We start from the raw sequence: 19,557 nt of genomic DNA, 5'->3' as shown, positions 1-19,557 counted from the left end.
GGTTTTCATGTTCTTGAAAGATGTTTGAGATTATCCTTCTAAGATACTGATTACCAATGCTTTATACTAATTTTTTAACATTTAATTTGCTGATTATCAGCGGGTTATATTTTTGTCATGTACTAAATTGAATTTTATAAAAATAATGAGCTTATAGAGCGACAAAGATCCAGCATGCTAACCGGGCAACTTCTGCAACATGAATTTCACAAAAGCGGCAGGCCTTTCGGCAAATGGAGCTATTACAACGAGGCGGGTGAGTTTGTTTTCCAGCGCGATTTCACCAAGTTAGTTTCGGAGAATGTGCAGAAAATGGCCCCGAAGAAGGAGTAACTCTACCTGAATTTGGCAATGGTGATTTACTGACGTATGTAGAACGACGCATTAGATATCCCGCCCAATCAAGAAGTCTGGGAACCACCGGAATCTTAAAGATTAACTTTATTGTAGATAAAACCGGAAAAGCAAAAATTTCACATATCTGTGGCGATGGACTTGATGGCTACTTTGATCTGGTGGTTTGGGAAATTGTTGAACAAATGCCGCGTTGGAAGCCAGGCACCAAAGAGCGACAGCCGGTTGAGGTAAATTATTATTTGTCTGTGGCTTTTGACTTGAAGTAAACGAAAGGGTGCTTTCAACGTAGTTTGGTTTCAACGTAGTGTGGTTTCGAGTGTAGCTTGAGGCTCTCGAAAGCCAACCACCGTCTACTGGAGCTTGAGGCTCTCGAAAGCGTAGGGGTATTCAAGTAAATGTGGTTTCGAGCGGGGCTTGAGGCTCTCGAAAGCCAACCACTGTTCACTGGAGCTTGAGGCTCTCGAAAGCGTAGGGGTATTCAAGTAAATGTGGTTTCGAGTGTAGCTTGAGGCTCTCGAAAGCCAACCACCGTCTACTGGAGCTTGAGGCTCTCGAAAGCGTAGGGCCAAATAGGCAAAAGGAGAGTAGTATTTAAAAACTATAGAATTATGAAAGGTTGGATGTACATACTTTTATGCTCGGATGGTAGCTACTACACCGGAAGTACCAACAATATGGATAAGCGGTACATCGAACATCAAAATGGAAAAGGTGCCAACTACACCAAGAAGCGCTTGCCAGTAAAATTGCTTTATTACGAGGAATATTCGCGTATTGACACGGCTTTTTATCGCGAAAAGCAAGTGCAAGGCTGGAGCAGGAAAAAGAAGGAGGCATTGATGGAGGGAAAACTTGACGCTTTGCCGGGACTTTCAAAAGCTTATCGGGACATTAAGTAAATGTGGTTTCGAGTGTAGCTTGAGGCTCTCGAAAGCCAACCACCGTTCACTGGAGCTTGAGGCTCTCGAAAGCGTAGGGGTATTCAAGTAAATGTGGTTTCGAGTGTAGCTTGAGGCTCTCGAAAGCCAACCACCGCGTGGAACCCAACCACCGTTCACTGGGGCTTGAGGCTTTCGAAACCCAACCACCGTCACATCATTCGCTAAACATACTTACTCTATCCCAAAATGATCTATTACCAATCGGTTTAGCCAAAACGTGTCAGCCTCGAGCACGAAGTAAAACTCGGCAGTGGTACTTATTTCGCCCGGCTGGCCAGAAGTTTTGTCTAAATAAAACCGAAACTTGGCCTTGGCGTGTGCCTTTGATTTCTTAATACTAATTTTGATAGAATCGACTCCTATAAAATTCATTCCCTTAAAAATATGTCGGTGATTGTCGAGAACGGCTTCAAACTCTTCCTGGGGCACCAGTTCGCCGTATAGCATTACTTCGTTGTCAATACGCCATGGAAGAGCTCCCTTGTAGCCTCCGCAGATGAAGTGTAAAATGTGGGTTACAACTTCGTTTATATCTTCGGTGTGGTTGGGGTGAAATTCTTCGTAAATAAAATGGGTAGTCATCCCTCCGGCACCTGCCATTCCCGATTCTTTTTTCAGCAGCTCTTCGGTAATGAAGCGGTAAATCTCGCGGTCGGGCGTAGAGTAAATCACATCGAGCACAATACTTTTATTGGCCAGAGCCGTAATAGCGAGTTCTAGTGCAGCACTTACTTCAGCATCAGATAGATTTTCCTCTTTCGGGAAATTTGGAAATCCCAATAGCTCCGCGATCTCCCTATCATCGGGGTTTTCCATGGCATCTTCAAACTCTCTCATCCGCTCCAAAAAGTCTTCTTCGGTTTCGTTAAATTGTATTTCTTCCTCTTTCTGTTCCGAAAAAGGCAGGCCGTGTTCTGCACTGAGCTTTAGTTTGGTGAGCTCATGTTCAAACTCGATTTCTTCGTTTGATTTTTTGGGGTCGTTTTTCTTTTTTGCCATAGTCAGGTTATTAAAAGGAATTTTAAAGGTAATAAAAATGGAGGATGAAGAATAATATTGGTTTTCGAGACCTTCAAGCACCGTCGACTGGAGCTTGAGGCTCTCGAAAGCGGAGGGGTTTTCAAGAAAGCGGAAGGGTTTCAACGAAGCGTGGTTTCGAGTGCCTCAACCACCGTCGAGTGTAGCTCGAGGCTCCCGAAGGCCATCCGCTTTCGAGACCTTCCTATGCAACCATTTGGCCTTTTCATGCATCATTAAAAAAAATAGCTCCATGAAAAATTATTTCGCCCTTCTTCTTTTGGTTGCCATCGGCATAAGCTGCACTAAAAATGATGATGATGATTGCGGCATTCCCAATCCTCCCGAAGCATCAGAAAATTTTCTCGAAAGCTTAAACATTGGCGATAAGCTCTACTACTCGATGCTCATCGGCGAAAATTATTATCAACAGGGCGAAGACGTGTACAGCTATACCGGTGATACACTCGAGCTGGAAGTGCTCAACATATCGGAAGCCGGTGTGTTGATAGCGCAGCGAATAACTGCGGGCTCAAATATGATGGACGACTCTGTTGTCTATTATTGGAATAAGGATTCGGTTTATACCAATACCTGGAATATAGAAGGTGATTCGCTCATTGTTGAATCGGATGCACCGTATTTCGAAAACCATCTGCTGGGTATTTCTCGATTAAAATTTAGTGACTACAGCGAGCAAGAAGTTGAAATAACCGGTTGGCGGACATCGTACAGCTATTCCGAAGCAAATGCCCAGCTTTTCACCACCAACTATACACTTTTCAATCACGATTACGACTCTTTGAGTGTTTATATCCACAACGAACCCATGTCGTATGACGGTAATGGAAGCTCATTCGTTTACAGCAAGACTCATGGCATCGTTCGCTCAAGCGAATATGGCTGGTGGTCTCAGTCGGGCTATGGTTGGGATCGGATTTATTAAATAGGGATTTTGTTCGATTTGCCCTTTCGGGAAATAAAAGGGTTTGATTTTGTCTGAATTTTTAAAAATCAATAATACACCTTACTGTTGGGTTTTATGGCTAATAAAATTGCCCTGATATCTTGAATCCTATGAATCATCTGCTTCAATCTTTGATGCACAAGGAGGTTTAAAATAGTTTAAATAGTTGGAAAAAAGTACATCAGCGATTAAAACACGCTACATAAAAGTCAATTTTAACCGGAAGGTGAAATTCCGTTCTCTTGTAAATTTACTCCTTCACGAATTTAGCGAATCCAGCTTTTTCTCCATTACGAATTTCAATCAAATAAAAGCCGGCAGCAATCCCGGAAGTATTCACGCTTTTATTCGCAGAGTTGAAAGAGCCGCTAATAACAGTTTTTCCTTCCATATTCACGACCTTATAAAACACTGGTTTCGTAATTTCATCTATCTGAATATGAAATTCATCACTCACAGGGTTTGGAAATAGCGCAAAAGAAAACGGTTCTGGTTGTTGAACAAAATTTGGGCTGAGATAGAAATACGAAAGGCGTCCAAAATTTATCCAATACAGACTATCGATGCCCATGTTTACCTGTCGAATAAAACTCTGCACGCTGCCGTCAGTATTGTTGCTGTAATTGTATTGCAAAACGGGTCGCCAATCTTGGGTGGGCTGAAAAATTGATTCGCGAACCTTGCTTATCAGATTTTCACTATCGTCATAAATATAGCGCGTTCTGGTTCCTGAGATAGACCCGTCGTTGGCGATATTTAGCGACTCTGCTGTTTCAGCAATTTTGCCAAAGTCTGTATAGGAGTAATTCATCTCATCGTGGTGAACCCATTGTGAATTCAGAAATTTTTCGGTGATCACGTTTGCTAATTTTCCGTCGGGATAATACGAATACTGATATTTATGAGAAAAAAGCCAATCATTGCTCAGGGTATCCCAATTTGAAAATAACTTTTCGATTAAGATATTATCCGAGTCGTAGTTGTTTTCGGCCTTCTCTAGAGGAATCCAAGCATCGTTTATTCGGTTTTCACCAACTTCGCTTAAAATGAAACCTGTGGAGTAGTAGCTATAAATAGTCCTGGATAAGATTTCCCACGAGCTTGACCCGGTATTCCACGATTCGCTGCGGGTTTCGCTTACTGTTTGATCGTTGTTGTATTCATTAATGGTTCGCTGGAAGGGGTGCCAGTTAGAGGAGTCGGGGTAAAGATATTCTGCGAGTACCATTACCAGGTTTCCACTGTCAAAAGAATTAGTTCTTCGCGTTGTGCTTTCCCAAGTGCTATCTGCTGATGACCATTGGGCGTAGAGGGTATAATCAATATCCTGACAGAAGGCGCTCAAGGCCAAAAAGAGCATAGAAAAGCTGAGGTAGATTTTTTTCATTGCGAGCGAGGAATGCTTAATGGATTAGCAAGGTAGGTAAATTTTTTGGGCAACGCCTATATTGAAAAGTGTTTTGAGTCTAAATTTTACGTCTTATTTCCTAGAATAATCCGTCTATTTAAACTGGCTTTATTTTTGTGGAACTTGATATAGAATTTTTTATTTTAGAGTTTTATTAATTTCGAAGCCCATGAAAACTTCAGAAATGATAGTTACGCTAGTTTTTACTCTTAGTGGCTTTAGCCCTGATTTATTGAATGCCCAGGATATAAATTTGGACTTAGACCTTATTGGTTATTATAAATTTGACAATAATTTTGCCGATTCTAGTGGGCTTGATAATCATGCTACGGGAGCTGGAGGAAGCTTTACCCATAATCGAGATGGTGAGCCAATGACGGCATATCGCTTGCGCGGAGACGGTATGTACGTCGCTTTTCCTGCAATTATTGATCTTACCACGCCACCCTGGTCATACAGTCTGTGGATTAAACCCGAAGAACTGGCTTCGGATTATTCTGATATGTTTTTATTGTCTTATGAGGGTATTTCGATCTGGAATGACGTGCCACTTTTTATTGATAATACGGGAAATGATTTTAAAACATATTATTCAAGCGACGGAGATAAATCGAGTACCGGTGTAGTAGCAACGCCAGGCAGTTGGTATCATTTAGGAATTTCGAGTGCCGAAGATGATACAGTAAAGGTATATGTTAATGGCGAACGGCGTATTACACGAAAGATTGACTTTACTTCTCAAGGGGATGGATCAATTCTTATTTCCAGCACATATAGCCAGGATAAACTTAAGGGACGCGTTTTTGGCGTTATAGATGATGTTCGCTTTTATGGAAGGGCTTTAAACGATCAGGAATGGATAAGCCTTGCAGAGGTTGAGCCGGTAGAACCCATTGAGCCTATTGACCCTCTTGCCGCCGACACGATGTTTCTAAACGTGCAACCTACATTAGGTAGCCCGGGGTTAATTGAAATCATTTCAAATTATAATCTTATTGCTGTTACTGTCTTTGACATTAATGGCAGAAAAATCGCAAATAAGCGGTCTATTTATGATTCCTATGCTTTTGTAGAATCTTATAATTGGGCTTCGGGTCTGTATATTTTCCGCATAGAAACAATTGAAAAGGAATTCATCGAAAAAGTGATGGTTGTAAACTAGAGCGGTTTTAAAGATTTTATCGAATAGCAACAGATTTGATTTTCTGCGGCGGTTTGGAAATTGGCTACAGCGTAAGCCAAAATAATTAGTGTCTGTCCATAAAGTCCACTATCGGCGTTGCACTTGTCTTGAAAACAGTCATCCCGCCCCAGCGGGACTCCTTGATTACGCCCTTCGGTTGTGAAATCGCTACGCTAGGTATTCAATCCTACGTGCGCTACTTCGACTTCGCTCAGCACATCGCTTGCTATTGAACTTTATGATCCAGCCACTTGACTCTATTGACAAACTCTAATTAGTATAACCCAATTTGATGAAAATATTACCTTTAATAGTGCTTGTATTGTGTTTAGGAATGACCACAAGCTGCAATAAAGATGATGATACGAGACGTAGCCCTGCTGCAAATCCATGTCCGAGTCCGTTTTGCGGTGTGGAGCCAACGGTGGTAAGCTCGGGATTGGAAATTACTTTTCTGAACCACGAACTGGAGTATCCAAAGTCAAAATATTCCGTTTTCTTTAAGTTAGATCAGGCTTCAAATCCGGTTACCAATTTAACGGTTGATGATGTGGTTGTGAAGGACAATGGTCAGGTTATAGAATTTGAAAGCGCCAATGAGTTAACGCCCGACCCACAGAGCTTTGGATTTCACATTGCCTTAATAGTCGATTTAAGTGAAAGTGTAACAGAATCTGCAGTGTTGCCCCAGGTTAAGGAGGCGATGGCTGCCTTTGTAAATACGATTTTGGTGGGGTCAAATTCTGATGTGGGTGAAACCTTTGTTGCCATTTACTATTTTGATGGAGATCCCGATTTAGTTGCTCTTCAGAACTTTACCCAAAATTCGGACGAGCTATTGAGTACGATCGATAATATTAGTGCCGATTTAACGCGCGATAATTCAACCAATCTGAATGGTGCTTTTATCTCTGGGGCATCGATAATAAAAAGCAGAGTAAATAATTCACCCAAGTTGGTTGACGTAGGTACCATGGTGGTTTTCACTGATGGATCTGATCTGGCAGGGTTGTCATCTTTTGAAGAAGCTTCTGTGGCAGTGCAGGGTTTAAGTGACGGAGAAAATCAAATAGATGTTTATACAATCGGTCTTGGCCAATCTGTAGATAATAATGTACTCCAGCAGCTGGGTTATAGTGGCTATTATCCATCGGCCAATTTTACTTCACTTACCCCCACCTTTGAAGATATTGCAGCTGAATTAAATGCCGAAGTAAACAGTTATTACAAGCTCGAATATTGTTCGCCAAGACGGGCGGGCCAAACGGAAATTATTATAGAGATCAATAAAAACAATGTTACGGGCAGAATCGAAAGCTGCATAAATTCTGATTGCACGCCAGATCCTTGCTGATAAGAAAGAGTTTTGGTTAAAAATTTAATAGGCTTGTCCGTATCCGCTGCGAGATGGAGCAATTTAAAAGCTTAGGATGGTGAAACCTTGTTTTGAATAAAAAAATGAGCTCACTCATACCTCGCTAAAGTAGCCTTCAATCTTTTTTTAATCTCCTCAACCAAACTAACTGGTTGAATAACCTTCAAATTCTCGCCATAAGACAAAAGCTCCATGATCAAATCATGAGTAGGGTTGAGCGATAGTTTTATCCGAAACTCTTCTGCGTTATCTATCAATACTTGCTGGCTGTGGTGCAATGGTAGCGACTTGATATACTTGCCTTGAAATTCATTGAATGACAGGATAATTTCCTGTGGTTTTCCTTTTTGCCAGGCGGTTATTCCAAAGTAATTTTTGAAGTATTCATTGACATCAAAACCTTCTGGAAACTGAAACTTTGTGTTTGTAATTTCCAAATCGGTTAGCCGGTCTAGGGCAAAGGTTTTGGTTATATTATCTTTCAAATCCTTTGCGAGAATATACCAGCGGTTGCGAAATTCTTTGAGGGCATAAGGCTCTGCACGCCTGTTGGTCAATTCTCCTTCCCAATACTTTTGATAAACAAATTTTATTTGCAGCTGATTCTGAATGGCGTGGAGAAATCCGTGCAAATTTTCAGTTCCCTGGGGTCTTCTTTTTTCAAAATGGATATGTTGTGAGAGTCTATCGGTAAGGTTGAGCGCATTGAAGGTGTCGTACGCTTCCAGTATGCGCTCATTGACCTGATCACTAAAATCAATTTGATATGCTGATTGCGTCCTGTTGTATTGAATGTCAATATTGTATATCTCCCGAATATCATTAACGTCGCGTTGAAAAGTACGTTCTGAAATTATAAAGTTGTATTCCTGAAGTTCTGATTCGCGCCCCAGATAATCTTTCATCTCCGCCCAGGTACATGGTTTGCGACGCAGTTTTGTTATTATCAGGTTCATGCGTGCTATTTTTTCTCTTAAAGCCATGGTATTTAATTTTGTTTTGGTGTTGAATGTTTTGGTTTAAATTTAGTATTGTTATTCGATAATCTGCGCGCCGCCTTAACTCGCCCTATCCCGCCCTAACCCTAAAGGAAATCCACGCACGGGCTAAGAGATCGAACCGGACTTCTTTTGATATATCTATTCATTATAGATTTAGTTTTGTTCATATGGCATCCCTTTAGGGAATGAGGGCGGGAATGAGGTCATCTCCTCCGCGCGCCCTAACCCTAAAGGGAAATCCACGCACAAGCTACCATATCGAACGGGATTTCATTTGATATATCTATTCCTCATAGATTTAGTTTTGTCCATATGGCATCCCTTTAGGGAATGAGGGCGGGAATGAGGTCATCTCCTCCGCGCGCCCTAACCCTAAAGGGAAATCCACGCACGAGCTAAGAGATCGAACCGGACTTCTTTTGATATATCTATTCATTATAGATTTAGTTTTGTCCATATGGCATCCCTTTAGGGAATGAGGGCGGGAATGAGGTCATCTCCTCCGCGCGCCCTAACCCTAAAGGGAAATCCACGCACAAGCTACCATCGAACGGGATTTCATTTGATATATCTATTCCTCATATATTTAGTTTTGTTCATATGGCATCCCTTTAGGGAATGAGGGCGGGAATGAGGTCATCTCCTCCGCGCGCCCTAACCCTAAAGGGAAATCCACGCACGAGCTAAGAGATCGAACCGGACTTCTTTTGATATATTTATTCATCATAGATTTAGTTTTGTTCATATGGCATCCCTTTAGGGAATGAGGGCGGGAACCGGGGCGCAACCGTGCGCGGATGAAGTATTTCAAATCTTAGCCATTACTAAACCCAATTCTCACGCGGCTTTCACCAAAAGTTTCTTCCCTGCAAAAATCGAGTATTTGATTAAAAGCGACTTCTTCACCGTATATCAGTTCGCGAATGTCAACTTTCCTAACGATATTGTCAATCTGTCCGCCCGAAAAATCAAACTGTGTCGCCAGTAGTTCGCATTCGGAATTGCTTATAACCGGCAATTTGAGTTTCCATATTCTGACTTTGACCGACACGTTGGGTTTTTGGAATCTTATTTTGAAAAGAAATCGCCGATCAAATGCCGAATCCAGATTGGCGATCAGATTTGTGGTTGCGAATAGAATTCCTTCAAAGTTTTCAAATTCCTCTAGCAGAATATTTTGAATGGCATTTTCGGTTTGTGCTACGTTCGAAGATCCTATACCCTGACGTTTTGAAAGAATAGCATCGGCTTCGTTAAAGAATAGGATAGGAGTGAGTTTGCACTTTTTTGCGAAAGCTTGATAATCTGTAAAAACGCGCTTGATAACCTTTTCGCTTTCGCCAAACCACATTGATTTTGATTGACTGATTTCAACTTTCATCACAGCTCTTCCGGTCTCACGAGCAATTTGTTTTACTATTTCGGTTTTCCCGGTTCCGGGTGCGCCGTGCAATAAAGTGGTGAGTCCTTTGGGCAAGTTTTTCGAAGTTAATCGCTTCTGCATTTCTTCAAGCTTTTCGGGTTTTAGCAAATCTTTTAGAAGAAATAATTGGTGCATCTCAACTTCACTAAAAATCAATTCCCGTTCAAGGATATCTTCCGGATATAAAATATTGCTGCTTTTCTTCTCGTTGCTAAACAGATTTATTTCTGATTCACTCAATAATGTTTTGCCACCCTCTGCCAGTTCGATGCAAGTGTAGTTGAAAAAATTACTCTTTTCCAATTCAACCCACTTATTCGTGATCAGTTCATTTTTACCCAGATTGATTTCCTGCATGTATTGCATCCGCTCGTTTACATCATCAAAAATGACTTCCAGTACAGTTCCAATCATTATTGACTGGCTACCATTCATTACTTGCCATATTAAATATAAGAAGAGCAAAGTATCATAGACATTCAAATCATACTTATTCATATTCGCTATCAACGGAAAGTGCCGGCCATTATTAATCACTTCATCAAAATCTCGAAAGAGCTGGGCTGTCGAAATTTTTTCCTCGTCTCTTGAATCGTATAATTTCCCCAGTTTTTCGAGTAGATCGTAAATAGTGTCTATATTTTTAGGCTTTAAATCTGGTATTTGTTTGCTTTGGAGAATGGCTTCTGTGATTTTTTCATTGATAGTAAATTTGTGGCTGGTGAGTGAAATTCGGCTGCGATTCTTTGCTTGTTCTTTGTGTAAAATTCCTGTTTGATGCAGAAAATCAAAGTCATCGCTGTATTCCAATAATTTCATTGGATTGCTGTGAAAATAGCTGTTCAGATCATTCAGATTGAGCGTTTCCCCTTTTGAATTAAATGCAAAGACCATTGCGATTAAAAGGGATTGGTTATTTGTAGTCTGAAAATATTCAGAAAGCACACCCAGTTCGGGTTCTATCTTTTCGAAAAATTCTGATGAGAGATTACAGCAATCTCCCTGGTCGTATATTTTTGCGATGCTATTTAAGATTGACTGTTTGATGTTTTTTTCTGTTTTCATAATCATTTCCCTTTTTCTTTTTAGCAAAGATATTGGGGAGGTGCGACAAGATATGTCGTTGGGTAAAGAAGCCGAGTGTTATGATCTACTTTTATTACGAGATTCTAAGTTGGCAGTATATTAATTGAAAGAAAAGAGTCGAATAGGAATTGTTCATTTGATAAAACAGATTTTGATTTTTTAGTACATTGCAGGAGCAATGAATATTCGAAAAACCATATCCTTTTTACAGTTTACATGGTTCATGCTCATTTCGGGTATTTCTTTCGCCCAGTTAGAGCCAATAACAGATATCGAAATCCCGTGTCAAAAAGTCCTTCAGATCGATGGGAACAAGGCACTTGGTGTAAATTTTGCCGAAAATAAATATGTTGATATTGTATTATTTGATATCAATACAGGAGAGGTAATAGAGACCGTAGAAGGGGTAATTTATACCTATGCAGAGTACAACGATGTGTGGTATTTCTATATTCGATACGCATCCAGTTCTGCCGGCACATGGGTTATGGCGTACTCTTCGGGTGAGCTAACACTTCTTTCAACTTATATGAATCCGAGTTATGATATGTGGGTAATGCCCGGGCTAAATGGGGTGGTGGGATCGACATATTCAGGAATAGCTCTTTTTACGGAAGGGGCAATCCAGCCGGAATTAAATTTGGGTGAACGCGTGTTAAATATTATTCCGCAAGAATCGGGCTTTATTGCAATAACTTCTCATACTGTCAATTCGATAGATTTGGATTTTAATCTTGTCTCTTCCTATTCTTTTCCCGACGAATGGGAATCATTTGATGGAGCCTATCTCAATGGTGATTTTTTGCTCACCAATTCAGTTCCATTTGGGTTTCCAGATCGGTCTTTGGCCACATACCGTGAAGATATTGAGAGTCTGACTCCTATAACAAATGCGAATGGAGAAGAAATTATCGTTCCCTCATTTTTGCTGCCAGTAGGAGAAATAGAGGGTCAGTTTCTACTTGCCGGAAACGGGCATTATGCAAACGATAATAATCGCATTGTTAACCCCACAGGTTCCGGTTTGATAAACCCCAATTTAGGTGTTTTTACCGATTTCAGCAACAATCTGGAAATCTATACTCTTAGGTTACAACCAATATTAAAGCAAACAGGAAATGGCCCTTTACTTTTTGGGCGAATGGGTTACGAAGGTATTGAACCATATAGAATCTCTTCAAGTGGAGTAGAGGTGCTTAAAGATATATATCCGGGGTTTGGCAATAGTATGAATTTTGATGGCTTCCCAAATATCGGTGTATATCTGCCATTAGAAGATTTGAGCCCACTCGATATAATTTCAAAAAACGGAATTCTTTATTTTTCAGCTATTTCTCCAGGATTGGGGCATCAAATTTGGCGATCAGATGGCACCGCAGAAGGAACTTTTGCAATAACAAATATAACTCCCGAAAAAAAGGGAATTAAAGAAGCATTTTTTTCAGAACAGGAAGACGATATTATGGTGTCGATAAAGTATTCTAATGATCAAGTTTATTTATACAAGCTTGATGAAAATTCTCAGCCAGTTACAGACACATTGCCGAATGAGAAGAATTGGGAGGTAACTTATACAAAAAATCCTATCGTCTTTTCGGGAGTAAGGACTATTAGTTTGAATCATCCGGAAGTTATGTTGGCCGATGATGGCTCAATGGTATTTGTTCTGGAAAGAATGGATGTCTGGGTTGATTATTTTTCAATAAACCACAAATGGGTTTTGCGGGGACGCCATATTCCCGGTTTCTATTTCAATACAGCAATTCAATATCTGAATTCAGACGGTTCCTTAAGCGCTACAGGAATAGTTAGAGCATCAGAGCTTGAACGAAGAATAATTGGTCGCCGAGCGAGCGATGGTCATGTTTTTTTAGTCGTTTCGCATCTAACCGGCAGTTTGTCGAATTCAGATATTTTTGTAAATAATACTGAGCTTATTGGTAACATAAAAGGACATTATTTAATTGAGTTAGACAATTTTGGTCATCTGGTTCAATCTAAGCTTCTGCCTACCGGAGGGAAGGATTTAATGGATATGAGCCAAATTAAAATTGAAGCGGGCGGAATATATATGCTGGGTCAAGCTCGCACAGGATTTTCTATGGATGCATGTCCGCCTATCTATGTGGACCCCGGTCATAATGTAAGGACCATATTGTTTAAATATGATTTTAACCTGGAGCCAGTTTGGATTAAACCACTTCAAACAGATCAATTTTTGTTTGGTCCGGGATTAAATACTTTAGATATAGATGATACCCGTGTTTACGTGAGTAGTGGAGGGTCAGGATATAATGTGAGCAGCACATGTTCATATTTAGAATGGAATTATAGATTAGCAGGTTTAGATAAATCAAATGGTGATATCGTATGGGAGCAAACCTGTATTGCCGATGACGTAATGCGAATTACCACCATCCGTTCGCTTGATAAGGATCAATTATGGCTGGGAGGTTATACACGCGGTAATATGTCGGTAGGAGAAAAGTCGCTTTCTATCCGTCCAAATTATGTGGATTGCGGCGAAAATGGCTTTATGCTTTGCTTGAGCAAGTCGGCCGGCAGCGTGCTATATCTAAGAAACAATGATGCCTCACGTTTAAAATTTGTTCAGGATTTTGATTTTAAAGATGATTTACTTTACTCACTATCACTGGTATATGAAGAAGATTATTTTCCCAGACCTATATACGGGGGCGATGGGCGCTGGTCTCTGCAAATAGACCGAATGAATAGAAGTGGAAATCTTATTGATTCACTCAGATGGCTTACCACATTGTCAAGATTCGATTATGACGAAAAATTGAGTGAGAATAAATTCGGCATGAAGCTTCACCCTGATGGTGGGGTAATTATTACAGGTCAGCAAATGTGGAATGGAAGTATTGATGGACTTACTACTATGCCGGTGGAATCTGTTGGGATGAATACCTGGCTGATTTCACGAAGAGATGATTTGAGTTTTTCGAAAGCTTTAAGTGGCAGCTCAGAAGAAGATGGTATTATGGTTTACCCAAATCCTGTAAGTGGTAGTTCTATTTCTTTTGCTTTTCGCGAAAGCGATATCGGAAAATATCAAAACGTATTTATTTACAATAGTGAAGGCCGACTGATTTTCACGAAACCACTCTATTCTGAATTCAGCGACCATATTATTGAGCTTAATGGTGTTATGGCCAATGGAATTTATCTTTTAAAGTTGGACGGCACAGGCGGAGAGGAGACTGTGAAGTTTATGATGCTTAGGTGATTTTAAGTACTCGCGTCGCTTGTATGATGTTTGCTCTGCTGGGTATCGACCCTATAGTGAAGCTAATATCAATTTCGTTTCTTAATCTCCGCAGTCATTTTCAATGCTGCGGTATTTGTAAGGTTTTTATTCGTGTATTCGTAGCTAAGAACATTAACGCTACGAATACACGAATCCTTAAAGACTTTGACCTGCCATAGCCCAAGTTAAACTTTTGGTAAAAGTTTTTGCTGAAACTTCGTCGCTGTCGAAGACAGAAATAATTATTTGCCCTAAATGGGAAATCTTATTTTATAACGACCTTATAATCCACTATTTGAAGTGCTGTGCCGAAACTGTCGCGGGGCAAAGTTTCTCCAAACTCTCCAGAATTCCCCATTCAGCACATATCCTATTTTCGGCTTGTTCGCATCAAGCATCAGCAGGCAAGCGCAGTGTAGAGTTTCCTCATAAACAGGTCTGAATATTGCGAATACTTAGATAGAAAATTAACGAATCAAAAATAAGAAAATATGAAAATTGACAAGAAAGTAATCCTGATTACAGGAGCATCAAGCGGAATAGGACAAGCTACAGCTATGAAACTTGCAGGCAAGGGAGCCAAAGTAGTATTGTGCGCCCGGAGCGAAGACAAGCTTGAGAAACTCAAAAAAGAAATTGAAGCAGAAGGTGGAACGGCGATGGTCGTTACTTGCGATGTAACAAAGCCCGCCGATTTTAAAAATGCGGTTAAAGCGGCTGTGGATGAATACGGGGCTGTACATTGCCTGATAAATAACGCAGGCCTAATGCCACTTTCTTATCTAAAAAATCTGAAAACGGACGATTGGGAAGAAATGGTTGACGTGAACATAAAAGGTGTTTTGAATGGAGTGGCCGCTGTGCTGCCCACTATGATTGAAAATAAAGAAGGCCATATTATAAATATCTCATCTTCAGCAGCTCACCGCTATTTTCCCGGTGGTGCCGTGTATTGTGCAACTAAGGCGGCCGTGAAAATGCTCTCTGAAGGAATGAGACAAGAGCTGGCAAAGAAATACGGAATCAACGTTACTTCTATTGAACCCGGAGCAGTTGATACCAATTTATTTAACACCATTACCGACGAAGAAGTATTGAAGCAAATGGAAGGAATGAAAGATATGACAACCATGGAAGCTGAAGATATTGCCGAAGCGATATATTATGCCATATCACAACCGGGCAGGGTGAACATCAATGATGTTTATATCATGCCCACCGAGCAGCAATAATCGTTCAAAAAATAATGTTAAGAACCTTAAAATAGACTATAATGAGTACCGAAACACTTGAAGATCAAATTACCACCGTGAATCCAACCACGGGCGAAGAGTTGGAGCATTACCCATACCATACGGACACGGAAGTGACGAATGCCATTGAAAATTGCCACAAAGCTTTCTTGAACTGGAGGCATGTGCCACTAGAAAAGCGCGCCAAAACGATAGCAGCAATAGGCAAGGAGCTTACAGCAAATAAAGATGCATTGGGTCAACTCATGACCGATGAGATGGGAAAACTCCTAAAGCAAAGCGGGCAAGAGGTTGATCTCTGCGCTGCGATATGCGCTTATACAGCCGAGCATGGCCCCGAAGAGTTGAAAGGCGATGAGCGGACTAGGCTAAACGGCGGAAAAGGACTTGTGTCTTATGAGCCGATAGGAGTTATTTACGGAGTTCAGCCTTGGAATTATCCATCTTATCAAGTTATCCGCTTTGCAATTGCCAGTTTGATGGCTGGTAATGGCGTTATACTAAAGCACGCATCTAATGTAACCGGGACAGGTAAAATGCTTGAAAAGATTTTTAAAGATGCCGGGTTGCCAGATCATTTATTTTCCACATTGGTTATTGAGCACGATCAGTCTGATGCGATCATTGAAAACGATCTGATACGCGGCGTTACCCTTACGGGAAGTCCGAGTGCTGGTAGAAAAATTGCCGAAAAGACGGGCTCTGAGCTTAAGAAATCGGTGATGGAGCTAGGTAGTAACGATGCATATATTGTGCTTGAAGATGCGGATTTAGAACTCGCAGTTAAAATGTGTGTAAAAGGTAGAATCTACAACAATGGCGAGACGTGTATTGCCGCAAAACGGTTTATCGTAGTAGATAAAATATACGATAAGTTTAAAGAAGGATTTGTCGCTGCGATGAAAGCTATCAAATTGGGTGATCCCAATAACGATGAGTCCCAATTAGGCCCCATGGCACGAGAAGACCTCCGCGAAACCCTGCACAAACAGGTTACCAAAAGTGTAAGCCATGGCGCTGAAATTCTCTGCGGTGGCGAGATTCCCAATGGGAAAGGATTTTACTATCCGGCCACAGTGCTTGGATCGGTTAAGCCCGGACAACCTGCTTATGACGATGAGCTTTTCGGACCGGTGGCATCGCTTATAAAAGCGAAAGACACCGATGATGCCATGCGCATAGCCAATGACAGTAGATTTGGTTTGGGTGGCGGAATTTTCTCGAAAGATGAGAAAGGAGCCATTGAGCTTGCACAAAAACACTTCGACACAGGAATGATTTTCATCAATACCTTTGGACTGGCCGATCCGGCGATGCCATTTGGCGGTGTGAAAGACTCCGGTTACGGACGCGAGCACGGCGGATTTGGGTTGAAGGAATTTGTGAATGTGAAGTCTGTGATTTTAGGAAAATCGAAATAATTAAGTACTAATGCTCTCGAATATTTTCGGGATGTATAGAAATTAAAAAAGCAAAGCCGTGAACTTTAGAGTTTCCGGCTTTGTGTTTTTCAGTGGCGGAGTAGTTTGCGCTATCGCAGACGTTCTGAAATTGATGAAATGCAATTCTTCCAAATGAATGAATGATTCGAAATTTCATAAATCGGAATTTCACTGGCAATAAGGTCATGGAGCGTTCAGCTACAGCAAAAAGGAAATTGATGAGGTTTATAATTATATCCTAAATCAAGAAGCGCATCATAAAAAACAATATTTTTCGAGATGAGTATGTAGATCTACTCAAAATGGACGATGTGGATTATGATGAGCGATATCTTTTTCATCCGCCTATCTTACTATATCTTTTTACACTGGGCGTACCTGCGACACGCTGGCGCCAACAGCTCATGGGTTACCTAATGTAAATCTCCGGCTTACAATAAGGAGCGTACCTGCGGCACGCTGGCGATATCTGCTTTGGCTATCGGTGATAAACCCCCCTGGCTTATCAAAATGTTCGTCCGGAAGGCACGGCCTCAACAACACTTGTATTACGGCAGGGTCGCACTTATCTCCATCAGCACTGTTTATGCTGTTTCCTCACAAGGCAGTTCTCGTTGAATCAATGCCTACCACAACTGCAATCTCTTTTCGGGATTTTTAGAACCAGAGCGGAAGGTGATGTTGATATTGTGGATGGCGGGCACAATGGCACTGAACTCCTGAAGAAATCCATTGTACGCATAGCCTATCGTAATGTATCTGGTGTCGACCCCAATGGCACCTACGAGGGTGTTGGTGGTGCGGGCGCCGGCCTTGATCCAGACTTGATTTTTGAAGTCGATTTTTGCACTAAACTCGGCAGAGATTGGAGCTACGTTTGAGCCGAACATTAGCGCTTCGGGTCGGATGCCAATTACTTCGCCGGCCTGGATGCGGTATGACACATTGGCGAGGTATATTGGGTTAAAATCGCTCTCGGTACGTGCGAAGGAGGGCATTGAAAATCCGGCTTTCAGCTTGTTGAGGTAGTTGTAGCCCAGGCCAAAACCAAAGATGAAGCGGTATTGCGGAAAGGCATTGTCCACAAGCATGGGGTCGGTGCGGTTTACAAACTCATTGAGCTCATTGGTGCGCAGTGAATTGAATTGCATTCCAGCGCCGAAACCTGCAAAGAGATGGCTGTTGGCGTTAAGGCGCACTTTCTTGGCGGTTTCGAACTGCATTGTGCTGGTTCGAAAAAGGCCGTAGTATTTCGACTCTACCCGCGTACCAATAGCCAAACCTGACTTTTCCAGTTGGGTAAACCCTTGAAAGTTGATCTGTCCGGTATTCTGTATACCACCGCCTGTCGTGTTTGTAAGCGCTACGGTGAAGGTGGCGTCATCGTCTGCGATAAAGGCGGAGTTGTAGCCAAATTCAGAAAAGTTGATGTTCTGCATCAGCAATGCATCTTGCGCATTTGCCGAAAGGCATAACAAAATGCTGTAAGCGAGTATGGTGAATCTTATTGCGGAATTTTTCATGGCTAAAATTTATTTTCCCGGTAGAGGTGAATGTCACCTTCAAACCGATTTTGGTTATTATCAACTTCTTGAAATATATAGTAGTAAGTTCCGGTGGGCAAAGCAACGCCGCGGTTGGTGTTCCCATACCAGGAATTGTCGTAGTCGCGCATGTCGTAAACTAAATTGCCGATGGCATTGTACACCAGCAATTCGTAATTGACATAAAAGGCCAAATTGGGAATAAAAAAGGTGTCGTTGTATCCGTCACTATTTGGCGATAGAAGATTGCTGGCTTGCAATTCGCCCAATTCTATCACGTCAATGACACGCACCAAGATTGTGGTCGATATCGAATTGCCTGAAAGGTCGGTAATGCGGATATCCAAGTGGTAGGTGTTTTGTGTTTCGTAATCGAGCGGTCGAGTGGTGTAGAGCTTATCGCCGGTAAGTTCAAATGCTGCATGGTCTAAATTGACATCTCCACTTTCGTCGAAAGCGTAAACATGTTCGTCGCCGGTGGTTTCGTCGAGAGCTTCGAGGGTTCCTACCAGCCTTCCAGAAGGTTCATTTTCGGGAACAAAAAGGGTGTCTGTAGTCAGACCTGTGGGCGGCACGTTGGTGTTTTGTACAGTGATTGCTAACACTTGATCAAGCGAGCAACCATCTGGAGTAGTGCCACTTATATGCACGCTAAGCGTATCAGGAAGTGTAGCACCCACTTCACCTTCCCAGATTAGAAACGAGGTGAGAATGCTAAATAGCGAATTGTCCGACCCGAGACTGTCGTTTACAAAAGTGAAATCTCCCACCAATGTATCTCCAATTTCATTGATCAGGAAAAGCTCACCAACCGATTCGCCCGTTTCCGTAAAATCAAAAATGGTATTTGCCGAAAGGGAAAGCTGTCCGATACCATACTGATCGCGAAACTGAAAAGGGGCATCCTGGTTTCCGGCTATTAGGCCATCCGAAAAAACGAATTCTTCAACAGCATCTGTCACCACGTCATCTGCGGCGTTGTAGAGCTTAAAACTCACGACACTTCCCGCTGCTACATGGTCGTAAATGGTGAGATAGGCGAGTTGCACCCCGTTCACTTCGGTGCCAAAAGCTGCTACCCCGCGCACTTCGCCATCGATAAATGCCGCCACCCGATCCATAGGGTTATTCGAGTTGGTACAATTGAATATTCCCATTCCTGTTGCCGTCATGGTGTATTGATAGTCGGGCGCGTTGACTTCCCAATTGGGTTGTGCGAATGCTGTATGAGCGAAGAGCAGTAATATTGTAGCCCCAATCGCGCAATTCCATGTTTTTATCGCTTTCAT

Annotated in this window: 15 protein-coding genes; 8 read left to right on the top strand and 7 right to left on the bottom strand. The window is 41.7% G+C overall.

Annotated features, from left to right (window positions below; all coding sequences use genetic code 11):
- The first annotated feature begins 362 nt into the window (after nt 1-362).
- Nucleotides 363-623, top strand: a complete 261-nt coding sequence (locus tag G3O08_RS21875) for an energy transducer TonB (protein WP_163285709.1) — start codon at nt 363-365, stop codon at nt 621-623.
- A gap of 342 nt (nt 624-965) precedes the next feature.
- Entirely contained in the window at nt 966-1,256 is a 291-nt protein-coding gene (locus tag G3O08_RS12440) for a GIY-YIG nuclease family protein (RefSeq protein WP_163285706.1), read from the top strand.
- Nucleotides 1,257-1,469: 213 nt separating this feature from the next.
- On the opposite strand, the gene G3O08_RS12435 is transcribed toward G3O08_RS12440, so the two are convergent.
- On the bottom strand, nt 1,470-2,297 hold the full coding sequence (locus tag G3O08_RS12435) for a hypothetical protein (protein WP_163285705.1): 828 nt from the start codon (nt 2,295-2,297) through the stop codon (nt 1,470-1,472).
- Between the two features lie 271 nt (nt 2,298-2,568).
- Here G3O08_RS12435 and G3O08_RS12430 point away from each other — a divergent pair, with 271 nt between their 5' ends.
- Nucleotides 2,569-3,261: a hypothetical protein gene (locus tag G3O08_RS12430; RefSeq protein ID WP_163285704.1), complete on the top strand. Its 693-nt coding sequence runs from the start codon at nt 2,569-2,571 to the stop codon at nt 3,259-3,261.
- Nucleotides 3,262-3,532: 271 nt separating this feature from the next.
- Here G3O08_RS12430 and G3O08_RS12425 read toward each other — a convergent pair whose 3' ends face one another.
- Nucleotides 3,533-4,669 carry a T9SS type A sorting domain-containing protein gene (locus G3O08_RS12425; protein ID WP_163285703.1) on the bottom strand — a complete coding sequence of 379 codons (1,137 nt, stop codon included), beginning with the start codon at nt 4,667-4,669 and terminating at the stop codon, nt 3,533-3,535.
- Nucleotides 4,670-4,859: 190 nt separating this feature from the next.
- Between G3O08_RS12425 and G3O08_RS12420 the strand changes: the two genes are divergently transcribed.
- Both G3O08_RS12420 and G3O08_RS12415 read left to right on the top strand, forming a co-directional pair.
- Nucleotides 4,860-5,852 (top strand): LamG domain-containing protein, encoded by a 993-nt coding sequence (locus G3O08_RS12420; protein WP_163285702.1) that lies wholly within the window; start codon nt 4,860-4,862, stop codon nt 5,850-5,852.
- Between the two features lie 313 nt (nt 5,853-6,165).
- Complete coding sequence (locus G3O08_RS12415) at nt 6,166-7,227, top strand: vWA domain-containing protein (RefSeq protein WP_163285701.1); 1,062 nt, start codon at nt 6,166-6,168, stop codon at nt 7,225-7,227.
- 110 nt (nt 7,228-7,337) lie between these two features.
- On the opposite strand, the gene G3O08_RS12410 is transcribed toward G3O08_RS12415, so the two are convergent.
- Both G3O08_RS12410 and G3O08_RS12405 read right to left on the bottom strand, forming a co-directional pair.
- A complete protein-coding gene (locus tag G3O08_RS12410) occupies nt 7,338-8,231 on the bottom strand; it encodes a helix-turn-helix transcriptional regulator (RefSeq protein WP_163285700.1) in 894 nt (297 codons plus the stop codon).
- A gap of 832 nt (nt 8,232-9,063) precedes the next feature.
- Complete coding sequence (locus G3O08_RS12405) at nt 9,064-10,737, bottom strand: ATP-binding protein (RefSeq protein ID WP_163285699.1); 1,674 nt, start codon at nt 10,735-10,737, stop codon at nt 9,064-9,066.
- Nucleotides 10,738-10,936: 199 nt separating this feature from the next.
- Between G3O08_RS12405 and G3O08_RS12400 the strand changes: the two genes are divergently transcribed.
- The 3 genes from G3O08_RS12400 to G3O08_RS12390 all read left to right on the top strand — a co-directional run bounded on the left by G3O08_RS12400 (nt 10,937) and on the right by G3O08_RS12390 (nt 16,703).
- Nucleotides 10,937-14,008: a T9SS type A sorting domain-containing protein gene (locus tag G3O08_RS12400; RefSeq protein WP_163285698.1), complete on the top strand. Its 3,072-nt coding sequence runs from the start codon at nt 10,937-10,939 to the stop codon at nt 14,006-14,008.
- Nucleotides 14,009-14,520: 512 nt separating this feature from the next.
- Complete coding sequence (locus G3O08_RS12395) at nt 14,521-15,261, top strand: SDR family oxidoreductase (RefSeq protein ID WP_163285697.1); 741 nt, start codon at nt 14,521-14,523, stop codon at nt 15,259-15,261.
- A gap of 41 nt (nt 15,262-15,302) precedes the next feature.
- Nucleotides 15,303-16,703 carry an NAD-dependent succinate-semialdehyde dehydrogenase gene (locus G3O08_RS12390; RefSeq protein ID WP_163285696.1) on the top strand — a complete coding sequence of 467 codons (1,401 nt, stop codon included), beginning with the start codon at nt 15,303-15,305 and terminating at the stop codon, nt 16,701-16,703.
- 7 nt (nt 16,704-16,710) lie between these two features.
- Here the strand turns inward: G3O08_RS12390 and G3O08_RS12385 are convergent, their stop codons facing one another.
- The 3 genes from G3O08_RS12385 to G3O08_RS12375 form a co-directional block, all read right to left on the bottom strand.
- Nucleotides 16,711-16,881 (bottom strand): hypothetical protein, encoded by a 171-nt coding sequence (locus G3O08_RS12385; protein ID WP_163285695.1) that lies wholly within the window; start codon nt 16,879-16,881, stop codon nt 16,711-16,713.
- Between the two features lie 469 nt (nt 16,882-17,350).
- On the bottom strand, nt 17,351-18,247 hold the full coding sequence (locus G3O08_RS12380) for a type IX secretion system membrane protein PorP/SprF (protein WP_163285694.1): 897 nt from the start codon (nt 18,245-18,247) through the stop codon (nt 17,351-17,353).
- A 2-nt stretch (nt 18,248-18,249) separates the two neighbouring features.
- Nucleotides 18,250-19,557, bottom strand: coding sequence for a T9SS type B sorting domain-containing protein (locus G3O08_RS12375; RefSeq protein ID WP_163285693.1), 1,308 nt, complete (start codon nt 19,555-19,557; stop codon nt 18,250-18,252).

The sequence above is a fragment of the Cryomorpha ignava genome (genome assembly GCF_010686655.1).
GTDB lineage: Bacteria > Bacteroidota > Bacteroidia > Flavobacteriales_D > Cryomorphaceae > Cryomorpha > Cryomorpha ignava.
This window is presented reverse-complemented; position numbering and strand designations above follow the sequence as displayed.

What these genes read in the sequence shown, in the direction of transcription:
- G3O08_RS12415 (WP_163285701.1), top strand. Translation starts at nt 6,166, where the DNA reads ATGAAAATATTACCTTTAATAGTGCTTGTATTGTGTTTAGGAATGACC.
- G3O08_RS12435 (WP_163285705.1), bottom strand. Translation starts at nt 2,297, where the DNA reads ATGGCAAAAAAGAAAAACGACCCCAAAAAATCAAACGAAGAAATCGAG.
- G3O08_RS12425 (WP_163285703.1), bottom strand. Translation starts at nt 4,669, where the DNA reads ATGAAAAAAATCTACCTCAGCTTTTCTATGCTCTTTTTGGCCTTGAGC.
- G3O08_RS12400 (WP_163285698.1), top strand. Translation starts at nt 10,937, where the DNA reads ATGAATATTCGAAAAACCATATCCTTTTTACAGTTTACATGGTTCATG.
- G3O08_RS12430 (WP_163285704.1), top strand. Translation starts at nt 2,569, where the DNA reads ATGAAAAATTATTTCGCCCTTCTTCTTTTGGTTGCCATCGGCATAAGC.
- G3O08_RS12410 (WP_163285700.1), bottom strand. Translation starts at nt 8,231, where the DNA reads ATGGCTTTAAGAGAAAAAATAGCACGCATGAACCTGATAATAACAAAA.
- G3O08_RS12385 (WP_163285695.1), bottom strand. Translation starts at nt 16,881, where the DNA reads ATGAAATTTCGAATCATTCATTCATTTGGAAGAATTGCATTTCATCAA.
- G3O08_RS12395 (WP_163285697.1), top strand. Translation starts at nt 14,521, where the DNA reads ATGAAAATTGACAAGAAAGTAATCCTGATTACAGGAGCATCAAGCGGA.
- G3O08_RS12375 (WP_163285693.1), bottom strand. Translation starts at nt 19,557, where the DNA reads ATGAAAGCGATAAAAACATGGAATTGCGCGATTGGGGCTACAATATTA.
- G3O08_RS12390 (WP_163285696.1), top strand. Translation starts at nt 15,303, where the DNA reads ATGAGTACCGAAACACTTGAAGATCAAATTACCACCGTGAATCCAACC.
- G3O08_RS12405 (WP_163285699.1), bottom strand. Translation starts at nt 10,737, where the DNA reads ATGAAAACAGAAAAAAACATCAAACAGTCAATCTTAAATAGCATCGCA.
- G3O08_RS12420 (WP_163285702.1), top strand. Translation starts at nt 4,860, where the DNA reads ATGAAAACTTCAGAAATGATAGTTACGCTAGTTTTTACTCTTAGTGGC.
- G3O08_RS12440 (WP_163285706.1), top strand. Translation starts at nt 966, where the DNA reads ATGAAAGGTTGGATGTACATACTTTTATGCTCGGATGGTAGCTACTAC.
- G3O08_RS12380 (WP_163285694.1), bottom strand. Translation starts at nt 18,247, where the DNA reads ATGAAAAATTCCGCAATAAGATTCACCATACTCGCTTACAGCATTTTG.